At 43.1% G+C, this 20,636-nt stretch carries 14 protein-coding genes and 1 pseudogene; 10 read left to right on the top strand and 5 right to left on the bottom strand.

The genetic code is table 11. The features are described 5' to 3' along the window. Window positions 1-169: 169 nt before the first annotated feature. Window positions 170-1,267: a glycosyltransferase family protein gene (locus PI95_RS18875; RefSeq protein ID WP_039738026.1), complete on the top strand. Its 1,098-nt coding sequence runs from the start codon at window positions 170-172 to the stop codon at window positions 1,265-1,267. A 56-nt stretch (window positions 1,268-1,323) separates the two neighbouring features. After that, window positions 1,324-1,734: a secondary thiamine-phosphate synthase enzyme YjbQ gene (locus PI95_RS18870; protein WP_039738027.1), complete on the top strand. Its 411-nt coding sequence runs from the start codon at window positions 1,324-1,326 to the stop codon at window positions 1,732-1,734. Here PI95_RS18870 and PI95_RS36035 read toward each other — a convergent pair. Both PI95_RS36035 and PI95_RS18865 read right to left on the bottom strand, forming a co-directional pair. After that, window positions 1,703-2,278 carry a hypothetical protein gene (locus PI95_RS36035; RefSeq protein ID WP_236117108.1) on the bottom strand — a complete coding sequence of 192 codons (576 nt, stop codon included), beginning with the start codon at window positions 2,276-2,278 and terminating at the stop codon, window positions 1,703-1,705. The two genes, PI95_RS18870 and PI95_RS36035, sit on opposite strands and share 32 nt — an antisense overlap. Continuing rightward, window positions 2,268-2,954: pseudogene (locus tag PI95_RS18865) on the bottom strand (P-loop NTPase family protein); the annotation flags it as partial. The pseudogene PI95_RS18865 and the gene PI95_RS36035, both read right to left, overlap by 11 nt. 173 nt (window positions 2,955-3,127) lie before the next feature. Here PI95_RS18865 and PI95_RS18860 point away from each other — a divergent pair. The 3 genes from PI95_RS18860 (at window position 3,128) to PI95_RS18850 (ending at window position 4,859) form a co-directional block, all read left to right on the top strand. Further along, entirely contained in the window at window positions 3,128-3,478 is a 351-nt protein-coding gene (locus tag PI95_RS18860) for a four helix bundle protein (RefSeq protein ID WP_039738028.1), read from the top strand. Between the two features lie 82 nt (window positions 3,479-3,560). Continuing rightward, the gene (locus PI95_RS18855) at window positions 3,561-4,349 is read left to right on the top strand and encodes a Nif3-like dinuclear metal center hexameric protein (protein WP_039738029.1); all 789 of its coding nucleotides are present in this window, start codon (window positions 3,561-3,563) and stop codon (window positions 4,347-4,349) included. Between the two features lie 291 nt (window positions 4,350-4,640). After that, window positions 4,641-4,859 (top strand): hypothetical protein, encoded by a 219-nt coding sequence (locus PI95_RS18850; RefSeq protein WP_039738030.1) that lies wholly within the window; start codon window positions 4,641-4,643, stop codon window positions 4,857-4,859. A 136-nt stretch (window positions 4,860-4,995) separates the two neighbouring features. Here the strand turns inward: PI95_RS18850 and PI95_RS36880 are convergent, their stop codons facing one another. Then, a complete protein-coding gene (locus PI95_RS36880) occupies window positions 4,996-5,118 on the bottom strand; it encodes a hypothetical protein (protein WP_268896794.1) in 123 nt (40 codons plus the stop codon). Between the two features lie 490 nt (window positions 5,119-5,608). Here PI95_RS36880 and PI95_RS18845 point away from each other — a divergent pair, with 490 nt between their 5' ends. Beyond that, the gene (locus PI95_RS18845; RefSeq protein ID WP_039738032.1) at window positions 5,609-5,920 is read left to right on the top strand and encodes a DUF6679 family protein; all 312 of its coding nucleotides are present in this window, start codon (window positions 5,609-5,611) and stop codon (window positions 5,918-5,920) included. A gap of 88 nt (window positions 5,921-6,008) precedes the next feature. Here the strand turns inward: PI95_RS18845 and PI95_RS18840 are convergent, their stop codons facing one another. Both PI95_RS18840 and PI95_RS36875 read right to left on the bottom strand, forming a co-directional pair. Further along, a complete protein-coding gene (locus tag PI95_RS18840; protein WP_039738034.1) occupies window positions 6,009-7,676 on the bottom strand; it encodes an MBL fold metallo-hydrolase in 1,668 nt (555 codons plus the stop codon). Window positions 7,677-7,886: 210 nt separating this feature from the next. After that, window positions 7,887-8,009 (bottom strand): DUF8629 family protein, encoded by a 123-nt coding sequence (locus PI95_RS36875; RefSeq protein ID WP_039738360.1) that lies wholly within the window; start codon window positions 8,007-8,009, stop codon window positions 7,887-7,889. A 371-nt stretch (window positions 8,010-8,380) separates the two neighbouring features. On the opposite strand from PI95_RS36875, the gene PI95_RS18835 reads away from it, so the two are divergent. The 4 genes from PI95_RS18835 to PI95_RS18820 all read left to right on the top strand — a co-directional run bounded on the left by PI95_RS18835 (window position 8,381) and on the right by PI95_RS18820 (window position 20,628). Continuing rightward, window positions 8,381-12,595, top strand: coding sequence for a two-partner secretion domain-containing protein (locus PI95_RS18835; RefSeq protein WP_039738037.1), 4,215 nt, complete (start codon window positions 8,381-8,383; stop codon window positions 12,593-12,595). Window positions 12,596-12,795: 200 nt separating this feature from the next. Next, the gene (locus PI95_RS18830; protein WP_039738038.1) at window positions 12,796-16,608 is read left to right on the top strand and encodes a two-partner secretion domain-containing protein; all 3,813 of its coding nucleotides are present in this window, start codon (window positions 12,796-12,798) and stop codon (window positions 16,606-16,608) included. Between the two features lie 430 nt (window positions 16,609-17,038). Further along, on the top strand, window positions 17,039-20,491 hold the full coding sequence (locus PI95_RS18825) for a two-partner secretion domain-containing protein (protein ID WP_052324681.1): 3,453 nt from the start codon (window positions 17,039-17,041) through the stop codon (window positions 20,489-20,491). Beyond that, window positions 20,488-20,628 (top strand): hypothetical protein, encoded by a 141-nt coding sequence (locus PI95_RS18820; protein WP_163519000.1) that lies wholly within the window; start codon window positions 20,488-20,490, stop codon window positions 20,626-20,628. Before PI95_RS18825 ends, PI95_RS18820 begins: the two co-directional genes overlap by 4 nt. Window positions 20,629-20,636: the final 8 nt, after the last annotated feature.

The following is a 20,636-nucleotide window of genomic DNA, read 5'->3' as shown; positions in this document are numbered from 1 at the left end:
AAGATCCTCAACACGATAGCGAGTCACAAAGGATGTTCGCGCTTCGCGTCTGGTGAAGGAGAAGCCTGTCCATTTTTGTCCGGGTTCAGTCCAAGGGAAAAGCCCAATTACCTATTACCAATTACCAATTCCCACTCCCCACTCCCCACTCCCCACTCCCCAATCCCAAATGGAACGTCCAATTTTATACATTGCTATCACTAATCATGGCTTTGGTCATGCTACTCGCACTGCATCTGTAGCGGCAACAATTCAAAAGTTATGTCCAGAAGTTCTGTTAATTATGGTGACGACTGCCCCACGGTGGTTGCTAGAATGCTATATAGAAGGAGATTTTATTCATCGTCCCCGCGCATTTGATTTGGGTGTTGTGCAAGCAGACAGCTTGACAATGGATAAAGCAGCCACTTTGGAAAAGTTGCTGGAAATTAAGAAAAATCAGAATTCGTTGATTGCCTCTGAAGTCAACTTTATTCGCCAAAATCGCGTTAATCTAATTTTGGCAGATATTCCCTTTCTTGCTTCGTTGATTGGCAAAGCAGCTAATATTCCTTGTTGGATGATGAGTAACTTTGGCTGGGACTTTATCTACCGAAGTTGGGGAGGTGAGTTTGAAGAAATTGCTGATTGGATTAGTGAATGTTATTCCAAGTGCGATCGCTTGTTTCGTCTTTTCTTCCACGAACCGATGCAAGCTTTCCCAAACATCACAGATGTCGGCTTAACCGGTGGTTCTCCTCATTATCCGGCAGATGAATTACGATCTACTTGGGGAATAACTGCCCCAAGAGAAAAAACTATTTTACTCACTTTTGGTGGCTTGGGTTTGCAGCAAATTCCTTACGAAAATCTGCGACAATTTCCAGATTGGCAATTTATCGTCTTTGATAAATCTGTCCCGGATTTACCTAATTTTGTGAAAATAACTGATAAAGCATATCGACCTGTAGATTTTATGCCGATTTGTGGACGAGTTGTTTCTAAACCTGGTTTCGGTACTTTTGCTGAAGCCACACGATTAGGAGTGCCCATTGTTTCAGTAACTCGTGATAACTTTGCCGAAGCTGCTTTTTTGTTAGAAGGTATTACTAATTACAATCAGCATCAAATCCTTACTCCTAGAGAATTTTTTGCAAGTAATTGGGACTTTCTCAATCAGCCACCCCAGCAACCAAAGCTATCTCAACCTGTTCCTAAAGATGGCAATGAAGCTATAGCTAAAGCCGTTATCGAATACTTACAGAAAGCTGAAAAACTGAACAACTAACGACTATCGACTATCAACTAACCACTAATCACTAACTACTAACCACTAACAATTTTATGCATTACCAAAAATTACTGAGAATTCCCACCACTGGCAAATCTTTGTATAATATAACGCCAAAGATTGAGGCTATAGTTGCAGAATCAAGTGTGGAAATCGGGCTTTGTACGCTATTTTTACGCCACACATCAGCTAGTTTACTAATTCAAGAAAATGCCGATCCAGATGTGCTTTTGGATCTAGCTAATTTTATGGCAAAAATCGTGCCCGAATCAGCTAAGTACATCCACGATGCTGAAGGTCCCGATGATATGCCGGCACACATCCGCACTGCCTTGACTCATACCTCAGAACACATCCCCATCAATCGAGGTCATTTAGTGCTGGGAACTTGGCAGGGAATTTACATTTGGGAACATCGGCAACGCAGTCATACTAGAGAATTGGTTGTCCACATTTCTGGATGAAAAATTGAATGCAATATTGTTGAATTGCTAGAATTTCTTTAGTTCTTTCTTCTGGTGTGAGAGTGAGATATTTTTCATAACCTCCCTCCTGCATTATGCGTGATGACTCTTGTGCTAAACTTTCTGAATCTATAGGAAATTCAAATAACCCAGAACGCCAATAAAAAAAATCTGGCGCACGTTGAATAAAATATTTAATTGCAAATATCGGTAGCAAAAATACAAAACAGATATTAAAGTTATCTTTAAACCGTTCTCGCTGTTGATTAAGGTTAATTAAAACAGGTGGTACACCCTTCCAACTATATGAATATCTATCTATGCTATTCCAACCTGTTAAGCTTTTGCATTCTTCATATTCATAAAATGAATGCTCTAATCCTGTAATAAATAAAATATTTATCTCTTTTTTTTTATTTAATTTATCAATTTTTTCATATAAATTAGTGACGGCTTGCTCTAGCCGTAGAACTTCGATATTTTTATTGGTAATATTTTCTTTTACTTTAGTAATTAACTGCTCACCCTCAGCCGGTGCGTCCATCTTCTTGAGAGATAGGTACAATCCGGTCTAAGTTATCAGCAATTAATACAAGTTGAGAATATCCTGAAGGTAAGTGCTTTTTGGCATCTTGAATAAACTCATTTAAAGCTGTAATCAAAGTAACTGTATGGGGATTGACACGCTCCCGAATTTTTTGGCGTAGAGTAGGTTATGCTCGCAAATTTGCTGTTAATTTGGCGAATTGGGAAATTTGCGCTTCTATACTTAAATCTTTTAAAGAGACTTCAGTTAATGCTAAATCTTTTAAATCTTGCCAACGGTCCTTTAACCAGTTCAACAAACTAGCTGAATTAGTGCTACCTTTTAATCTTTCTAATAAGTGGCGGGTACAAGCTAAAAGAATATCAGTATATTGGGCATCTTGTGGATCGATATCTTGTTCATCGGCGGGAAAATAAACAACAAAGCAACCTTGCTGATCTAAATGTTGCTGAAGACGCAGTAATTCTGTAGATTTTCCAGCACCGCGATGACCTGCATACAGTTGAGAGGTCATTCTGTTTGACAACAAAATCTCATTACCTACTTCTAGTAATATGTCACCATCTCCCCGCACTTTTGTACAATCAACGTAAGCGGGATCTCCTGCGGGTAAGGGGCGAGATGGGTCAAAAGCATTGTATATCCGCTTGAAAAAGGCAAAATCCTGGGTCATAAATCTAAATTTCTCAGGTTAGCGCCATATTATCGCAAACTTACAGAGATAGGTAGAAGAGGCAGGAGGCAGAGGGCAGGAGGCAGGAGGAAATAAAAGAGAGAAGGAGGGAAAAGGATTAAAAATTATATAATAAGCTTTAACATCAAACTTCTGCCTTCAAACTTCTATTTATGAGTTATAGAGACCAATTTATTTGGAAGCGTGGAATTCAACTTTCTATCAACTGTTATCAATTAACCGAAAAATTCCCCAAATCGGAATTATATGGACTAACAAGCCAGATTAGAAGGGCTTCTGTCTCCGTCCCGTCTAACATTGCCGAGGGTTACGGAAGAAGAACTCAAAATGAGTACATTCAGTTTCTTCACATAGCATTAGGCTCTCTTAGAGAACTAGATACGCAGCTAATTATAGCTAACAAGGTAAAATTAGCTACTTCTGAGTTATTTAACCCAGTTTTAGAAGAAGTAGATAGGATGCAAGGAATTTTAGTCTCTACTATTCAAAAGTTAAAGTCTTAATTTCCCCTCCTGCCTCCTGCCTCCTGCCCCCTGCCTCCGCACTGTACTTAGCCTACGGACGGGGAAACCCCGCCGCTACTTTATGAAAATTGCTGATTTAATTACTTGGTTTGAAGAATGGGCAAATCCTGCTTGGTGTGAAAGCTGGGATAATTGCGGGTGGCAAATTGAACCAGGAGTTTTGCAGAAAAATGCACGGGTGTTGGTTTGTTTGACACCTACTTTAGCGGTGATGGAGGAAGCGATCGCCTTTCGCGCTAATCTCATTTTTGCTCACCATCCGCTGATTTTTAATCCGCCGAAGTCTTTACGCACCGGTGAAGCGATCGCTGAAATGGTGCGGTTAGCTTTTACCCACAATATCGGCATTTACAGCGCTCACACCAACTTTGACCAAGTTGATGATGGCACTGCTGATGTTTTAGCTCAAATTTTACAACTTCAAGAAGTCACCCCGATAGTACCCACACAAGCTAATTTAGGATATGGGCGCGTTGGTGTTTTAAATCCATCTCTGAGCTTACAGGATTTACTGGCGACAATTCAAACCCGACTCGCTCCGCCAAAGGTGATTTTTTCCCCCACGGCTGATTTACAGCAGATAATTTCGCGAGTTGCTGTTTTAGGTGGTTCGGGAGCAAGTTATATCTCAGCCGTCGTCAAAACTGATGCCCAAGCTTATCTGACTTCTGACTGTAAGTTCCATCAATTTCAAGAAAGCCGCGATCGCAATCTTATTTTAATTGATGCCGGACATTACGCTACCGAACGCCCCGCGTGCGATCGCCTGGTGCAAAAATTCCAAGCTTTAAACCTCGACTGGGTACAGTTGAGTCAAAAGGATGAGGATTTCCGTCAGTTTTTTCTTTAATCAAATGTAAATATTGTAATAGTATATAATTATACTACGTTACATTAAAAATTTTTTGTATGTTTTTAAACTTTTAACCTAAGCATTAATTGGGTGTAATAAAGGATAAATTTGGCTCGTTATGCTTTATTGATAGGTGTAGCCATAAGTTTACTTCTTTGACCGCCTGTGATTAAAATCACATCAATGGTATAATTATAATCACTACTAAATACTGTTTGATATCAACTCGCAGACTAGGGAAATGTTGCAAACTGTATTTAACACATTGCTAACTATGCCCTAATTAAAATGATTCGCGCACTCATTGAATCTGCTTTCCAAACTGGATGTCTTAGTGTTGAATCCGAGGGTCTACTTCATCAAGTTTTGGCTACCAAAAGCTATGATTCAAAGGATTTAGCAGCTTTGGCAGCACTAGATGAAGCAGTTCGCGCCGGTCAAATTAAACGAGAGGCATCCTCCTCAAGTTTATTAATGAAATTTCCCACACAATACAAACGAAGCTGACAGAAGAAGACTTTCTTGAGGGGGGGATGGGGAAGACAAGGGAGAGGGGGAAGACAAGGGAGAGTTCTTGAGATGGGGAGATGGGGAGATGGGGAGAGTTCTTGAGATGGGGAGATGGGGAGACAGGTGGAAAGAATTATTCTCCTTGTCCTCCTTGTCCCCCTTGTCCTCCTTGTCTCCCACGCCCGTCGCCCTTGTCCCCTTGTCCCCCACGCCCGTCGCCCTTGTCCTCTTTAGTGACTGTCTTGCTTTGTGTCACCGAAAAAGATAAAGACGCAGTAAAGAACTTTTGGGGTGTTGTTGTTTAAAACCATTAAGGTGACAGGAGAATGAGTTAAGATCAAATACATAGGGGTAAAGACTTCCCAAAAATGCCAATGATTACAAGTAGGCAACTTAAACAACCGCACTTACCACTTGTTTTGGAGTATTATTTATTACATAATGGTAGAAGTATTCACCAGAAAATACTCACGCTTGTCAGGACAACTCCCGAATTATGTACAGACGTTGCATCTAACGTCTCTACTATATAAGTAGCCATTTCTAATGTTACCCCCAAAGAGATTTCGTTGAAGTGGTGGAGTAACCAAGCTGTATGCGATCCAATCATCAAATATGACGGTTTGGATCAAGATATGCACTTGTTCACCAACCGTGAAACTAGCTTCTTAAGGGTACTATATATTGGGATAAAACCCAGATGTTGACAGGTTTAACTACGTCGTTTAAAAAGGCAGAAGCAGTACATGCTACACCGCAAGATTTATCAACTGTGTTGCGACGGGCGGGAGGTATGTGTATTCTTGCGGGACCAGCAACGCTGGATTGAACGCGCCCGCATCCTCGACATAGAGGGAGATTTAGTCACCCTACGCTATGAAACAGAAGAAGAGGACGAAATTTGTTCTTGGGAAGAGATGGTTCGCCTTGAAAGTATTGGCGCTGTAACGCAAAAATTAGCTTCAGTGCCCCGTGGTAATGTCGAACCTCTTATGACTGAAGATTGTCCAGAAGCTGAACGCATCCGCAATCGTTACACAGACTCAAATCCAGAGTAAGTGGTCATTGGTCATTGGTCATTGGTCATTGGTCATTGGTCATAATATTTTGACTCTTGACTGTTGACTGTTGACTCTTGACTGTTGACTACTGACCGTCACTTAACCGTTCAAAGGCAGGGCAGTAACCTTCAAGAGTAACCTTGAAGTTATACAGGGGGGAAGCGGGGTTCCAACACCGCTGCCCCCTTTGATGTCTACAGGTACCGCAGCAATCGACATCAGACCAAATAAAGCGATCGCTATTTTGATTGAGTAGTTCTCGTTGCGACAAACCGCGCAATACGAGTTCTTCTCCCTGCCAACGCGCTTCGATTAAGCCAGTATCGCCAAATTGTTGCCACCTAGGGTCAGCGGTAACGGCATCCGGGAGGGTAATTGTGATTACCGTTCCCAATTCTGTTAATTCACCCTCATAATTAGTCTCTGGGGCTGCTGGTTGCAAAAATGTATCGCCAATCGGCAATTCTACTAATGTACCACTGGGGGGCGAATGTACGTGGTAGCGATTTTGCAATTCTTCCAAACTAGTCAGGTCTGCCAAATAACCTGGGGAACCGTGGACAAAAATGACGTGCTGGGGTCGTAAATTATGAATTAGCTGGGTGGTACCAGGACCATCGCTATGCTGTGCCAAAAGATAAGTTTCGACACTAGTTTGTCCTGGGTTTGGCATCTTAATTTGTATATGACTTTTTTCTGGTGAGAGAATTACCCAAGAATTCATACCTAGTTGGCAGTATTCACCCAAATCAACTATCGAGTCAGTCAGGACAATACAAGGATTGTTACCAACAGTGTGACGATATTCTGGTTGCAAACGACGCACGCGGGGACGCACTCGTTCATCCCAAAACAACGGTTGATGACGGGCGAAGTTTTGTACCGATGGGGGCAGGTGGGGTAACAATTCTAAATAAGCATCGCATCCGGTGGCGACAGTACCATCAACCCAAATATCTATGTCGCGTCCGGTGAAATGGTGATGGCTGCGTAACAGCATCAATAATTCTTGACCTAGACCCAATGCTGGTGTAGGTAGTAGTACGGAGGAGCGGTCAGCGATCGCCCGATTAATTCGTTCTGCTAGTTGATTTTCTTGATTGCGGCGGTGCGGATGACGCGATGTGCCATAACTGCCTTCAATAATTAGCACATCCAATTCTAATCCGCGCAATTCCTCTAAACGCAAACCTTCTACCAGCCGCGAATTCGATAAGAAAAAGTCACCTGTATAAAGTAATTTGTAAGAGCGTTCCTGGGTGGTGTAGGTGAGGAGAATCGCCACCGCTCCGGGTAGATGACCTGCGGGGTATAATTCTGCTACTAAACCTTCTTTAAATTCCACAGGCGATCGCAACGGCAACGCTTGACAAAATTGGGGAATTTCCTTATTTCCTTGGTCTTGCCAATTCAGCGGTAGTAACTTGGTTGTCACCTCGCTGGCGTAAATCGGTAATAGAGGAAAAGCCTCATGCAGTGCTAGCAACCCGCTAGCATGATCTGGGTGAGCGTGACTTACCAAAACTAAATCTGCTGGTAAAGGCGAATTGCCTCGCTTTGCCGACTTTTTCAGCCCCTTTACCAGCGATGAAATATCTTTTAAGCCACAGTCAAGCAGAATGCGGTGCGGTCCCATCCGCACTAATAAACAGACACCTTCATCCTTATGGTGGACACCATAGGGAAAACATTCTAATTCATTCGTCCCCTCGGCTGCATCAATGCGAGAGGATACTGACAGATCCTCACTCATGGTCTTTTCCCCTCAAACCTCATATTTGTTGCACATTTCCCAAAAGCCTAGATTTACGCGGTTTTTGGTCTTGTGACCTTGGGGTAAGTTCCTAAGTGCGTCCCTGCCCGAATGCGGATTAGGGAATTGGGGAGGACGCCTCCGAACCCGCGCTGGTTCGGAAAAACGTGGATAATGACAACCCATCAAACTAGGGGCTAAGGGCGTTTGTTAATGTGCCGAGCCATTACCGTGGTAGTTGTCTGAGTCATAAAAGCCATTTTTCGTGCCGAAAAATAAGCAGGCAACGGTAAAGATAACTGTTAATCCAACTAATATCAATTTTACATCCATTTGTTTGTCGCCCTCTACTAAAGACGTCTTTATCTTAATAGAGCGATCGGCGCAATTGAGCCGAATCACCAAAATTTTTTACTATGTTTGGGTTGATTGGGCAATAGGTAAGATTACCACAATTGAAACTGATTGTAGAACTTTTCGGTTCACCTGTCTATCTATCTGGGAATAGAGGAGGAATGCGATCGCACTTAAAAGTCTTGTAGGGGCAATTCATGAATTGCCCCTACGTGTTGTTCTGGAGAAATATTTATATAAAATATTACATGTAGTTCTGAAGATTATTGGTAAAAATTCAACAACCATTAATAGTGTGGTTTACTGATTAAAATTGTAATGAAGTAAACATCACAATATTGGGAGATACAATGTTCGGCTTGGGAATTACTCGTTTGTGTCGTGTGTTGTTGGGTATTGCGATCGCCGCCGTATCGCAGACACTCGCTGTTTCTGTAAATTACGCTAATGCTCAAATTACACCAGATGGCACTCTACCCAATAATTCCAATATCAGTAATATAGGTAGCACTTTTAACATCACTGGCGGAACCCAAGCTGGAAGCAACTTGTTTCACAGCTTTGGGCAGTTTTCTGTACCTACTGGTGGCACTGCTTTCTTCAACAATGCTGTTGATATTCAGAATATTATTGGTAGGGTAACAGGTGGTTCAATCTCTAACATTGATGGTTTGATTCGCGCTAATGGTACTGCTAATTTGTTTTTCCTCAATCCGTCGGGGATTGTTTTTGGTAAAAATGCCAGTTTGAATGTTGGTGGCTCATTTCTGGCAAGTACAGCTAGTAGTCTGAAGTTTGCCGATGGTTTTGAGTTTAGTGCAACTGCTCGACAAAGCACACCCTTGCTAACCATCAGCGTTCCCATTGGTTTGCAATTTGGAGCGAATCCGGGAAGCATCCAAAATCAATCTGTTGCAACTAATAGTAACGGTGAAAGTGTAGGTCTTCAAGTCGAGCCAGGAAAAACCTTAGCCTTGGTGGGTGGTGAGGTGAGATTGGATGGTGGGTTGTTGCAAGCTGCAAATGGTCGAGTCGAGTTGGCAGGAGTAGCAGCTTGGGGAACGGTAAATTTTCAAGTTAATAATAACAATCTTTCCTTAAGTTTTCCTGTAGATATACCAAGAGCAGATGTATCCCTATTAAACGCTGCTAAAGTTGATGTGACTGGTAATGGTGCGGGTAGTGTAGGAATTACTGCCCGTTCCATTGATATTTTGGGAAGTAGCAAGATTTCTGCTGGATTAAACAAAGAAGCGGGAATTGCCTCTGTGCCAGGAAATATTACGCTCAATGCTACAGGGGTAGTAACAATCAATCAATTGAGCAGAATAACCAATATCAGTGCTGAGGGTACTACAGGTAATGCGGGTAACATCAGTATTCAAGCAGGTGATATTTTCGTCGATAATCGGGCTAGTGTTCCCGATGGAAATGAGATTTTTGCAGCACTAGATACAAGTAGCAATGGACAGGGACGTGCTGGAAATGTATCACTCTCTGCTACTTCTGAAATTACTTTAATTGGACAGGATGCCAACATTCAGGATAAAGTGATATCTACCTACGGCAGCCAAGGACTCGGAGGTGGAGATATATCACTCTCTGCTGCTGGCTCTATTTTATTATCCAATGCTTATCTGCTAGCTGGCGGTGGAAAAGCAAATGGGGGAAACATATCACTACTTGGTAACAATGTATCCATAACTGATAATAGCTCGTTAATAACCGGAACTGGTGGAGGAAATGCAGGAAATATTACAATCAAATCGCCTGGTAATGTCTCTATCAAACGTAGCTTGGTTTCGACTAACGTTGGTAGCGACATCACCGTTAATGCTGGTGATATCAATATAAGCGGACGTTCTGTTTCTGTAACTGAGGGGGCAGAATTAACAGCTAGATTGTCTAGGGGTAGTGGAAAAGCCGGAAATATTTCGATTAACGCTGTTGATAAAGTGGAAATATCAGGCAACGATCCATTTCATAAGATGGGTGGCGATCGCGCAGGGGACTTCCAAAATACTGTGTTAACGACGCGCACTCAAGAAAATGCCATAGGAAACGCAGGTAACATCAGTATTCAAGCAGGAGAGATTTTTGTCGATAGTCGCGCTAGTGTTCCCGATGGGAAAGAAAGACCTACAACACTAGATACACAAAGCAGCGGACAGGGACGTGGTGGAAATGTATCACTCTCTGCTACTGGCAAAATCACTTTAATCGGACAAGATGCGAACGTTCTGGATCGGGTAATATATACCTACAACGAGCAAGGACTCGGAGGTGGAGATATATCACTTTCGGCTGGTGACTCTATTTCATTAGAGAATGCTTATCTGCAAGCTGGCGCTGGAAAAACAAATGGAGGAAGCATATCACTATTTGGTAACAACTCTATATCCATAGCTGATAATAGCTCACTGATAAGCGGAACTGGTGGAGGAATTGCCGGAAATATCACAGTCAAATCTCCGGGGAATGTATCTATTCAAAATAGCTTGCTTGTTAGTGCTGTCAGTGGCGAGTTAGCGGGTCAAGCCAAAGGTGGTGATATTAATATAAGCGGGCAATCTGTTTTTGTGACTGACGGTTCTGAACTTACAGCTCAGTCGTCTAAGGGTGGTGGAAACTCCGGCAATATTAACATTAATGCTAAAGATACAGTGCAAATCTCTGGGAAAGAACCAACATCCTCACCTCCAAGACAGGATCGATCAGGAACCTATTTTTATACTACGTTAACAACGCTCAGTGATAAAGATGCTAATGGTACGGCAGGTAACATCAATATTAATACTGATAAATTACGTATATTAGATGGGGCAGCTATAGCAGCCGACACTAAAAGCGACTTCGGGGGCGGTGATATCATGGTTAATGCCAAAGTCGTTGAGCTTTTTGATGGCGGACAAATTCTCACGACTGCTCGAAGTAGGGGTAATGCGGGTAACATCTTCCTTAAGGTAGGTGACAATATCGTGTTATCAGGCACTAACCCAAATTATGCCGCCGATAAAGTTACATTTCCCGACAAAGTGCAAGCAGATAGCGCTAGTAGTGGTTTATTTGCAAATACTGAAGCTGGAAGTTCAGGCAATGGCGGCAGTATAGAAATTAACTCAACCATCCTTAGCATTAATAACGGCGCAGGTATTGGAATTAATAGTAATGGTCAAGGTAGTGCTGGAGGATTTTTAAACATAAATGCTCGTGATTCAATTACCCTTGCCAATGGCTTTATTACCAGTGGCTTAGGTAGTCAGGCAATCGGTCAGGGAGGTGAAATCAATCTGAATGCTGGTGAGCTCTCTCTCACCAATAACAGTGAAATTACTGCTCAAAGCCAAGGAAAAGGTAATGCGGGCAACATTAATATTGATGCGCCAAATGGTTCGGTCAGCATTTCTGATTCGAGTAGACTGTTGACCCAAACGAGTTCTGATACAGGCAAGGGTGGTATTATCACAGTCACGACCAAAGGCTTTGAAATTAGCAATAATGCGACTTTGAATGCCACAACCAATTCTGCAAGTGATGGTGGTAGCGTTATTATCAATGCTAATACTTTTGACTTGTTTAGTGGGGGCAAATTACTAACCACGACATTTGGTAGTGGAAATGCCGGAAATATTAGTGTTAATGTAGGCGATCGCTTTTCCATATCCGGTGCAGGTACTGATTTACTTGCAAATACTGGTGCTGAAAGTTCCGGCAATGGCGGCAGTATAGAAATCAACTCAAAAACTGCCGTAATTCAGGATGGCGCAAGGGTGAGTGTAGACAGTCAAGGCGCTGGAATTGGTGGTAACATTCAGATTCAAGCAGACAGTTTGAAGTTAGATAACAGAGCTTTTCTATCAGCAGAAACCGTTAGCACCCTTGGTGGTAACATTGAAATTCAAAGTCAGGACTTGCTACTTTTACGCCGCAACAGTCGGATATCTACCAATGCAGGCAGAGGACAAGGTGGTGGAGATGGGGGTAACATCACCATCAATTCTCCCAATGGATTCATCGTTGCCGTCCCCCAAGAAAATAGCGACATCAGCGCCAATGCTTTCACCGGTTCTGGAGGTAGAGTTAATATTACAGCAAGTGGGATTTATGGCATTGAGCCTCGCCCACGCCCAACTGAGCTTAGTGACATTACTGCTAGTTCGGAAAGTGGGGTACAAGGCACTATAGATATCAACACGCCCATTGTTGACCCGAATCGAGGATTATTGCAATTGTCCGCAGGTGTAGTAAATACTCCAAGACTGGTTTCGTCTAGCTGTGCTGCTTTTGACAAAAAGGGTAGCGAGTTCACTGTCACCGGACGCGGTGGTTTGCCTCTAAGCCCGGACGATTTCCTTAGCAGTGACGTTATTTGGACTGATACTCGTCTACTAAGCGCTACCACTGCACAACAATCCAGGACATCTGCGGCTAAACTAAGCATACCAAAAGTGGAAATTGTGCCTGCTACGGGTTGGGTGTTTAATGGCAAAGGGGAGGTAACGCTTATCTCTTCAGCGTCTGACGCTACAGCTAGTGTGTCTGTTCCTACTTGCGCTCAACAGTAAACTAGTAGAGAAATTGTGGATTGCAGCTTTCGCTTTTCTGTTTATTTCATTTTTGCTATATAGCGATCGCACTTAAACCTATATCAAATTTCACGCACAGTTATTAATATTCTTGGCAAAAATCAAAAAATCTGACATCCCTATGATTTACTCATTAAGAGTGTAATGAAGTAAACATCGCAATACTTGGAGGGAGTGCAATGTCCGGCTTGAGAATTACTCGTTGGAGCGCTTTGTTAGGTATTGCGATTGTGTTATGTGGAAATTACGCTAATGCTCAAATTTCACCAGATAGCACTCTTCCCAATAATTCCAACATCAAATTAGAGGGTAGCACTTTTAACATCACTGGTGGAACTCAAGCTGGAAGCAACTTGTTTCACAGCTTTGGGCAGTTTTCTGTCCCAACTGGTGGCACTGCTTTCTTCAATAATGCTCTTGACATTCAGAACATTATTAGCAGGGTAACAGGTGGGTCAATCTCTAACATTGATGGTTTGATTCGCGCTAACGGTACAGCAAATCTGTTTGTAATTAACCCATCGGGGATTGTTTTTGGACCTAATGCCAGTTTAAATCTTGGGGGTTCATTCTTTGCCAGTACAGCTAGTAGTCTCAAGTTCTCTGATGGTAGCGAGTTTAGCGCTATTAATCCTCAAGCACCACCGTTGCTGACAATTAATATTCGTCCGGGATTGCAATATGGAGTCAGTCAACCAACGGTAGGTATTGCCAATGCAGGAAATTTAGCACTAAAGCCAGGACAAACTCTCACTCTATCGGGTAGCACTGTCACCAACACTGGTTCACTCACAACTGCGGGGGGGACTGTGGAAGTGTTAGGCGATCGCATTGGCTTATTTGATAATGCCCGAATTGATGTATCTAGTCAAACTGGTGGTGGTAAGGTATTGATTGGTGGTGATTTCTCACCTAATGCAACCTATATTGCACCGACTGCCAGTATTAATGCGGATGCACTCAACACTGGTGATGGTGGGCAAATTTCTGTCCGAGCAAATGAATCGCTACGAGTTTATGGTACTCTCACGGCGCGGGGAGGAATTGGTGGTAATGGTGGATTAATTGAAACCTCAAGTTCAGGATTTCTCGATGTTTCCGGAATTAATGTTAATGCTGCTGCTGTTAGCGGTAATGGTGGAACATGGTTAATCGATTCGGGTAATATCACAATTCAAAATGCCGATACGGTGAATGGCAATTTTAACGGTACTAACCCTGATGTGTTTGCACCAACTTCTGATGATGCAGTAATTAACAGTGCAGATATTGAAAACCGATTAAATACAGGCACAAATGTGACCATCACCACAGCGAATACAGGCGTTGGCGCTGGTAATATTACAGTTGCTAGTTCGATTGCCAAAAACCCGTTTAGTAGTCCGGCAACTTTGACGCTGCAAGCTGCTAATGATATCACGATCGATAACAACGTTGACATCCAGACTTTTTTTGTGCCCAGCGTGTTTAATGCTTTAAATATCGTCCTGAAAGCTGATAGTGATAATTCTGGTAGTGGTAATGTCAACCTGAATGGAAATCTTCGTTCTAATGCCGGAGATATTAGCATATCCGGTCGCTCAGTGCTACTAAATAACAGTTTTGTCTCCAGTGGTTTAGCTAGTACTCCCGATGGTGCTGGGGGATCTGGAGCTGTTAGTGTGACTGCTGACTCTGTTTCTCTAGAAAACAGCACTATCCAAGCAGACACCTATGGGGGGGGTGATGGCAAACCAATCAATATTACTGGGAAATCAGTTTCTCTGGCAAATAATAGTAGGATCAGTAACATTACCTGGACACCAAATAATAACGCTGGTTCCATCACTGTTACTGCTAAATCGTTCTTGCTTGACAACAGTTCAATTTCTAGCACTTCAAATGGCTTCAATAACAACCGTTCGGGGAGTGCTGGATTTATCAACATCACCGCTGATGGAATTAACATAAAAAACCAAGGCTTTATCGGTAGTACGGGCAACGCTGGAGGAGGAGCGGGAATCACTTTAAGTGCTAATGTTGACTCCGTGGTAATTGACAATAGCTCTGTCAGCAGTGATGGTAGAGGGGGCAATGGAGCGTCGATAACTATCAAGGCTCCTGAATCAATTTTGATTACAAACGATAGTTTTATTGATAGCCGCACTATTGGTTTTGATGGAGGACCAATCGCAATTGCTGCTAAATCAGTTTTAATTGACAACTCCCTTATTACTAGTTCAGCGTACTCCGGTAGGAGTGGCTCTGGCAGAGGAGGAGACATTACAATTAATGCTGCTGATATAGCGATCGCTAACGAAAGCTATATCACTAGCGGATCTTTTGGTCAAGGTGATTCTGGCTCAATTTTTTTAAATACAACTTCTTCAAGCATTGGTTCAGTCTTGATTAGCGGTGATAGCGCTCTGGGCAGCATCACCAGCCAACAAGGAAGAGCTGGTTTAATTGCGATTAAAACTAATTCTGTTTTGCTTGACAATAGCCGCATTCTCAGCACTGTCAACTCAGGTGCCTCTGGTAACGGTCAGGAAATTAAGATTGATGCCCAAACCCTCTCGCTAACTAACGGTTCACTAATTTCGGCGGCAACTTCTGGGCAGGGAAATGCTGGTAATATTGTAGTGCGAAATGCGGACTCTGTTTCTTTGTCTGATAGCTTAATTTCTACTGGTGTAAACCAAAATGCCAGGGGTGAGGGTGGCAATGTTGATATTCAAACACAATCTTTGTCTCTAACTAATGGGGGACAAATTAGTGCCAGCACTGAAAGTCAGGGAAATGCGGGTAAGATTCGTATCGATGCGCCAAATGGTTTGGTTAGCATTCGGGACTCTTCAAGTGGACTTTTTAGCGAAACTAATTCTAATACAGGCAAGGGCGGCGCGATCGCAGTCACTACCCAAGCTTTTCAAATTGGCAATAATGCGACTTTAAATGCCACAACCAATTCTGCAAGTGATGGTGGTAGCATTACCATCAATGCGAATACTTTTGACTTGTTTAATGGGGGCAAACTACAAACCACGACATTTGGTAGTGGAAATGCCGGAAATATTAGTGTTAATGTAGGCGATCGCTTTTCCCTTTCTGGTACAGGTACTGGTTTACTTGCAAATACTGATGCAGTCAGTTCCGGCAATGGCGGCAGTATTTTCATCGACCCCAGAACTGTGGTAATTGAAAATGGCGCAGGAGTGACTGTAGGCAGTCAAGGCGCTGGAATTGGTGGTAACATTCAGATTCAAGCAGACAGTCTTCAGTTAGATAACAGAGCTTTTCTATCAGCAGAAACCGCTAGCACCCTTGGTGGTAACATTGAAATTCAAAGTCAGGGCTTGCTGCTTTTACGCCGCAACAGTCGGATATCTACCAATGCGGGCGATGGACAACGAGGTGGAGACGGGGGTAATATCACCATCAATTCTCCCAATGGCTTCATCGTCGCCGTACCTAATGAAGATAGCGACATCAGCGCCAATGCTTTCACCGGTTCTGGAGGTAGAGTTGATATTACAGCAACTGGGATTTATGGCATTGAGTCTCGTCCACGCCCAACTGACTTAAGTGACATTACAGCTAGTTCTGAACTTGGGGTACAAGGCACTATAGAAATCAACACGCCCTATGTTGACCCCAGCAGGGGGTTATTGCAACTGCCCGCAGGTGTAGTAAATACCCCAGCACTAATTGCCTCTAACTGTACCGCATTTGACGAGGAAGGTGCTACCTTCCTCGTTACCGGACGCGGTGGTTTACCCCCCAGTCCTGACGATTTCCTTAGTAATGACGTTGTTTGGACTGATACTCGCCTCAGTGCCGCTACTGCACAAAATCCAGATCGGATACCTACGGCTAAACTAAGCATACCAAAAGTGGAAATTGTGCCTGCTACTGGTTGGGTGTTTAATGGTAAAGGGGAAGTAACGCTTATTTCTTCAGCGTCTGACGCTACAGCTAGTGTGTCTGTTCCTACTTGCGCCAACAAAGAGTGAAAAGCGCAAACTTCATTTATCGATTTTTGCTCGTAAGTCTAATAACAGCGGTCTTAACGACAAATTAAATGTTGCTTGTAACTGTTTGAATGTTAAGAACGATCGCACTTATGTTGGTAACGACAACTTCTGCATTTATAATGACAGCGCATGAAGTGCAGAGAACTGGTAAGCCGATACTAACTTTGTTGTGTAATTGCTTATGTCAATCTGAACACAACAAGCCTTAACTCAACTAAAGAGCGGATATAAGCGATCGCTTTTCTGCTTATTTCATTTTTGCGAAAGCGCGATCGCTTCTTTGCGAGGCGAAAGCGCGATCGCACTTAAACCTTCACTCTTATCCCACACAAACGCATAATCTGCCACATCTATTGTCTATTAATTAATAGTGTGGTCAAATAAATATGCAATACTTGGGGAGGGTGCAATGTCGGGAATAAGTAATCGTTGGCACTGGTTATTGGGTATTGCGGGCTTGTGTACAAGTGTTTTTTCTCCAAACTGCGTTGCTCAACAAATTTCACCCGATGGCACTCTACCGAATAATTCTAACGTCAGTAAGATAGGCAACACCTTTAACATCACTGGCGGAACGCAAGCTGGAAGTAACTTGTTTCACAGCTTCCAACAGTTTACTGTTCCTACTAGCGGCACTGCGTTCTTCAACAATGCTGCGGACATTCAAAACGTTATTAGTCGGGTAACAGGTGGGTCAGTCTCTAATATTGATGGTTTGATTCGTGCTAACGGTGCGGCTAACCTATTTTTAATCAACCCGTCGGGGATTGTTTTCGGACCTAATGCCAGTTTGAATGTTGGCGGTTCTTTTCTTGCAAGTACAGCTAGTAGTTTCAACTTTGCTGATGGTACTACATTTAGTGCTACTGCGCCTCAATCAACACCTTTGCTGACTATTAGCGTTCCGATTGGTTTGCAATTTGGACAGAATCCGGCAAATATCCAAGTGCAAGGATCTATATTACAAGGCGCACCTAATAAAACTTTAGGTCTTGTAGGCGGGAATTTAAGCTTAGATAATAGTATTTTACAAATTCCAGGCGGTCGAGTGGAGTTGGGCAGTGTCGGAAACAGCGGTACTGTTGGACTGAATGTTAATGGCAGTGACCTAAGTTTGAATTTTCCTGATGGAATAGGCAAGCAAGACGTATCTTTAAGTAATCGAACTAATGTCAATGTACTTGCAGGCGGAGGTGGTAGTATTGCCATCAATGCTCGCAATTTGAATATTTCTGGAGCCGGTACAGAAATACGAGCTGGGATAGCACCAGGGTTGGGTTCACCCCAAAGCAAAGCAGGAAATATAGAAATTAATGCAACAGAGGCGATAATTGATAATGGGAGTCTTGTATCCAATGCGATACAAGCTAATGCAGTAGGTCAGGGAAGCGACATCATCATCAAAACTGGGTCGCTCAAAGTCAGCAATGGTGCGAGGGTTGAAACTAGTTCCTTTGGTCAGGGGAATGCAGGGAATCTTCTGATTGATGCTCAAGGGCAAGTTACTTTTATTAATGGAGCTTTAGGTTTCACCAGTTTAGAAGCAACAGGTGCAGGCAATGGTGGTAATTTACAAATTCAAGCTGGGTCTGTATTAGTTACAAATAACTCCCAATTAAGAGCTAGCACTTTGGGTCGAGGGAATTCAGGCAATGTGATAATTAATGCTCGTGATACTGCCGAGTTTACCAATGGAGGTTTTGTCTTTAGCCAAGTAGAACCAGGAGGTATTGGTAATGGTGGTGAAACGAGGATAACCACAGGTTCTCTGTCAGTAACTGATGGTGCTATTTTGAGTGCGAGTACTGTTGGCGAGGGAGATGCAGGTAGAATAAATATAGAAGCCCGCGATACGGCGTCTTTTAATAGAGGTGGTGCAGCCTTTACTACTGTGGAAGCAGACGGGATCGGTAATGGAAATGACCTGCGAGTTAGGGCTAGGTCGCTTTCTGTTAGCAATGGGTCTTTTCTGACAGCAAATACCTTGGGTCGAGGAAATGCAGGCAATGTGATTATTGAAGCAGGTGATGTCCTGTTTGATAGAGGGACTGCCACAAGCAGCGTAGGATTACAGAACTTTACTGAAGCGCAAGGCAATGGTGGTACGATTAGCATTTCCACAGGCTCACTGCAACTGGCTAATCAGGCTCAATTGCTTGTCAACAGCTTTGGCAGAGAAGGAAATGCAGGCAATATTAACATAAATGCCCGTGATGCCGTCTCTTTATCTGACCAAAGTATTATATTCAGCCAATTAGGAGGAGGAATAACAGGCGCTGCGGGTAACATCGACATTAGCACAGGCTCGCTTCAGGTGAAGAGCGGTTCTATTCTCAGTAGTGAATCTTTCGGTCAGGGGAATGGCGGTAATATCACAATAAAAGCACGGGATGTTGTTTCTTTTCTCACCGAAGGAGGAGCTTTTAGTTCCGTGCGTTTTGGGGCAATTGGTAATGCTGGTGATATCAACATTACTACTGGCTCATTAAATACTGCTGATGGGTCTTTTTTAGCAGCTAGCACCTTAGGAACTGGAAATTCTGGCAATGTCAGGATTACAGCTACTGATTCTATTTCTTTAGAAGGGGTGAATCGAAGTGGATTTGCTGGTGGGATTTATAGCGAAGTCGCAACAGCAGAACCTGGTAGAGCGGGGAACATTGATATTAAGACGCGATCGCTCACAGTCAAAAATGGCGCTCGTTTAGCTACTGATACTAATGGTAGAGGAGATGCAGGCAGCATAAATATTAATGCCACTGATTTTGTCACTTTTGATGGCATTGGTAGCAATCAGCGGATAAGTGGTGCATACAGTCTTGTGTTACCAGGTGGAATGGGCAATGCTGACAATATCAACATTACTACGCGAAATCTCTCCTTAACTAATGGCGCTATATTAACTGCCGGTACTCTTGGACAAGGAAATGCAGGCACGATTAATATTAATGCCACTGACTCTGTAACAATTACTGGGACTGGTTCCCCTACAAGCAGCACTTTTGTTGGTGCAAATACAGAAATTCCCGGAGAAATTGGAGTTACATCTTCCAATGTCAATGGTATATTCGTTCAATCAGAAAGTACAGGAAAGGCAGGAGATATTATAGTTACCTCTCCAAAAATTAACTTGGACAACCAAGGAGGGTTAATTGCACAATCTCAATCAGGTAATGGTGGAGATATCAAGCTAGAAGTAGGAGACTTACTGCTGCTGCGTCGTGGCAGTCAAATCTCTACTACTGCGGGTACTGCACAAAAAGGTGGAGACGGTGGTAATATTACCATCAATTCTCCGTCGGGCTTCATCGTTGCCGTACCTAATGAAAACAGCGACATTTCCGCTAATGCTTTTCGCGGACAGGGTGGCAAGGTTGATATTACAACAAGTGGCATTTATGGCATTGAGTCTCGTCCACGCCCAACTGACCTAAGTGACATTACTGCTAGTTCTGAACTTGGGGTACAAGGTACTATACAAATCAACAACCTAAATGTTGACCCCAATAAGGGATTATTGCAATTGTCCGCAGGTGTAGTAAATACTCCAAGGGTGGTTGACTCTAGCTGTGCCGCTTTTGACAATAATGGTAGCGAATTCACTGTCACCGGACGCGGTGGTTTACCCCCCAGTCCTGACGATTTTCTTAGCAGTGACGTTGTTTGGACAGATTCTCGTCTGAGTGCGACTACTGCACAAAATCCAGATCGGACATCTGCGGCTAAACCATCAAAACCAAAAGCTATAGAAATTGTACCCGCTACTGGTTGGGTGTTTAACGACAAAGGGGAAGTAACGCTTATTTCTTCTGCGTCTGATGCTAATAGTTTGGTGTCTGTTCCTAGTTGCGCTAAACAGTGAAAAGCGCAGAGAAAATGTGGATTGCAGCTTTCGCTTTTCTCCTGATTTCATTTAAGCTATATATTCCGAATACTAAAGCGATCGCCGAAGCTGTTAAATCCGCTTTGATAGATTATCGACCCACACAACTTAATTAAGCACAATC

The sequence above is a fragment of the Hassallia byssoidea VB512170 genome (assembly GCF_000817785.2).
Taxonomy (GTDB): Bacteria; Cyanobacteriota; Cyanobacteriia; order Cyanobacteriales; family Nostocaceae; genus Hassallia; species Hassallia carrinoi.
This window is presented reverse-complemented; position numbering and strand designations above follow the sequence as displayed.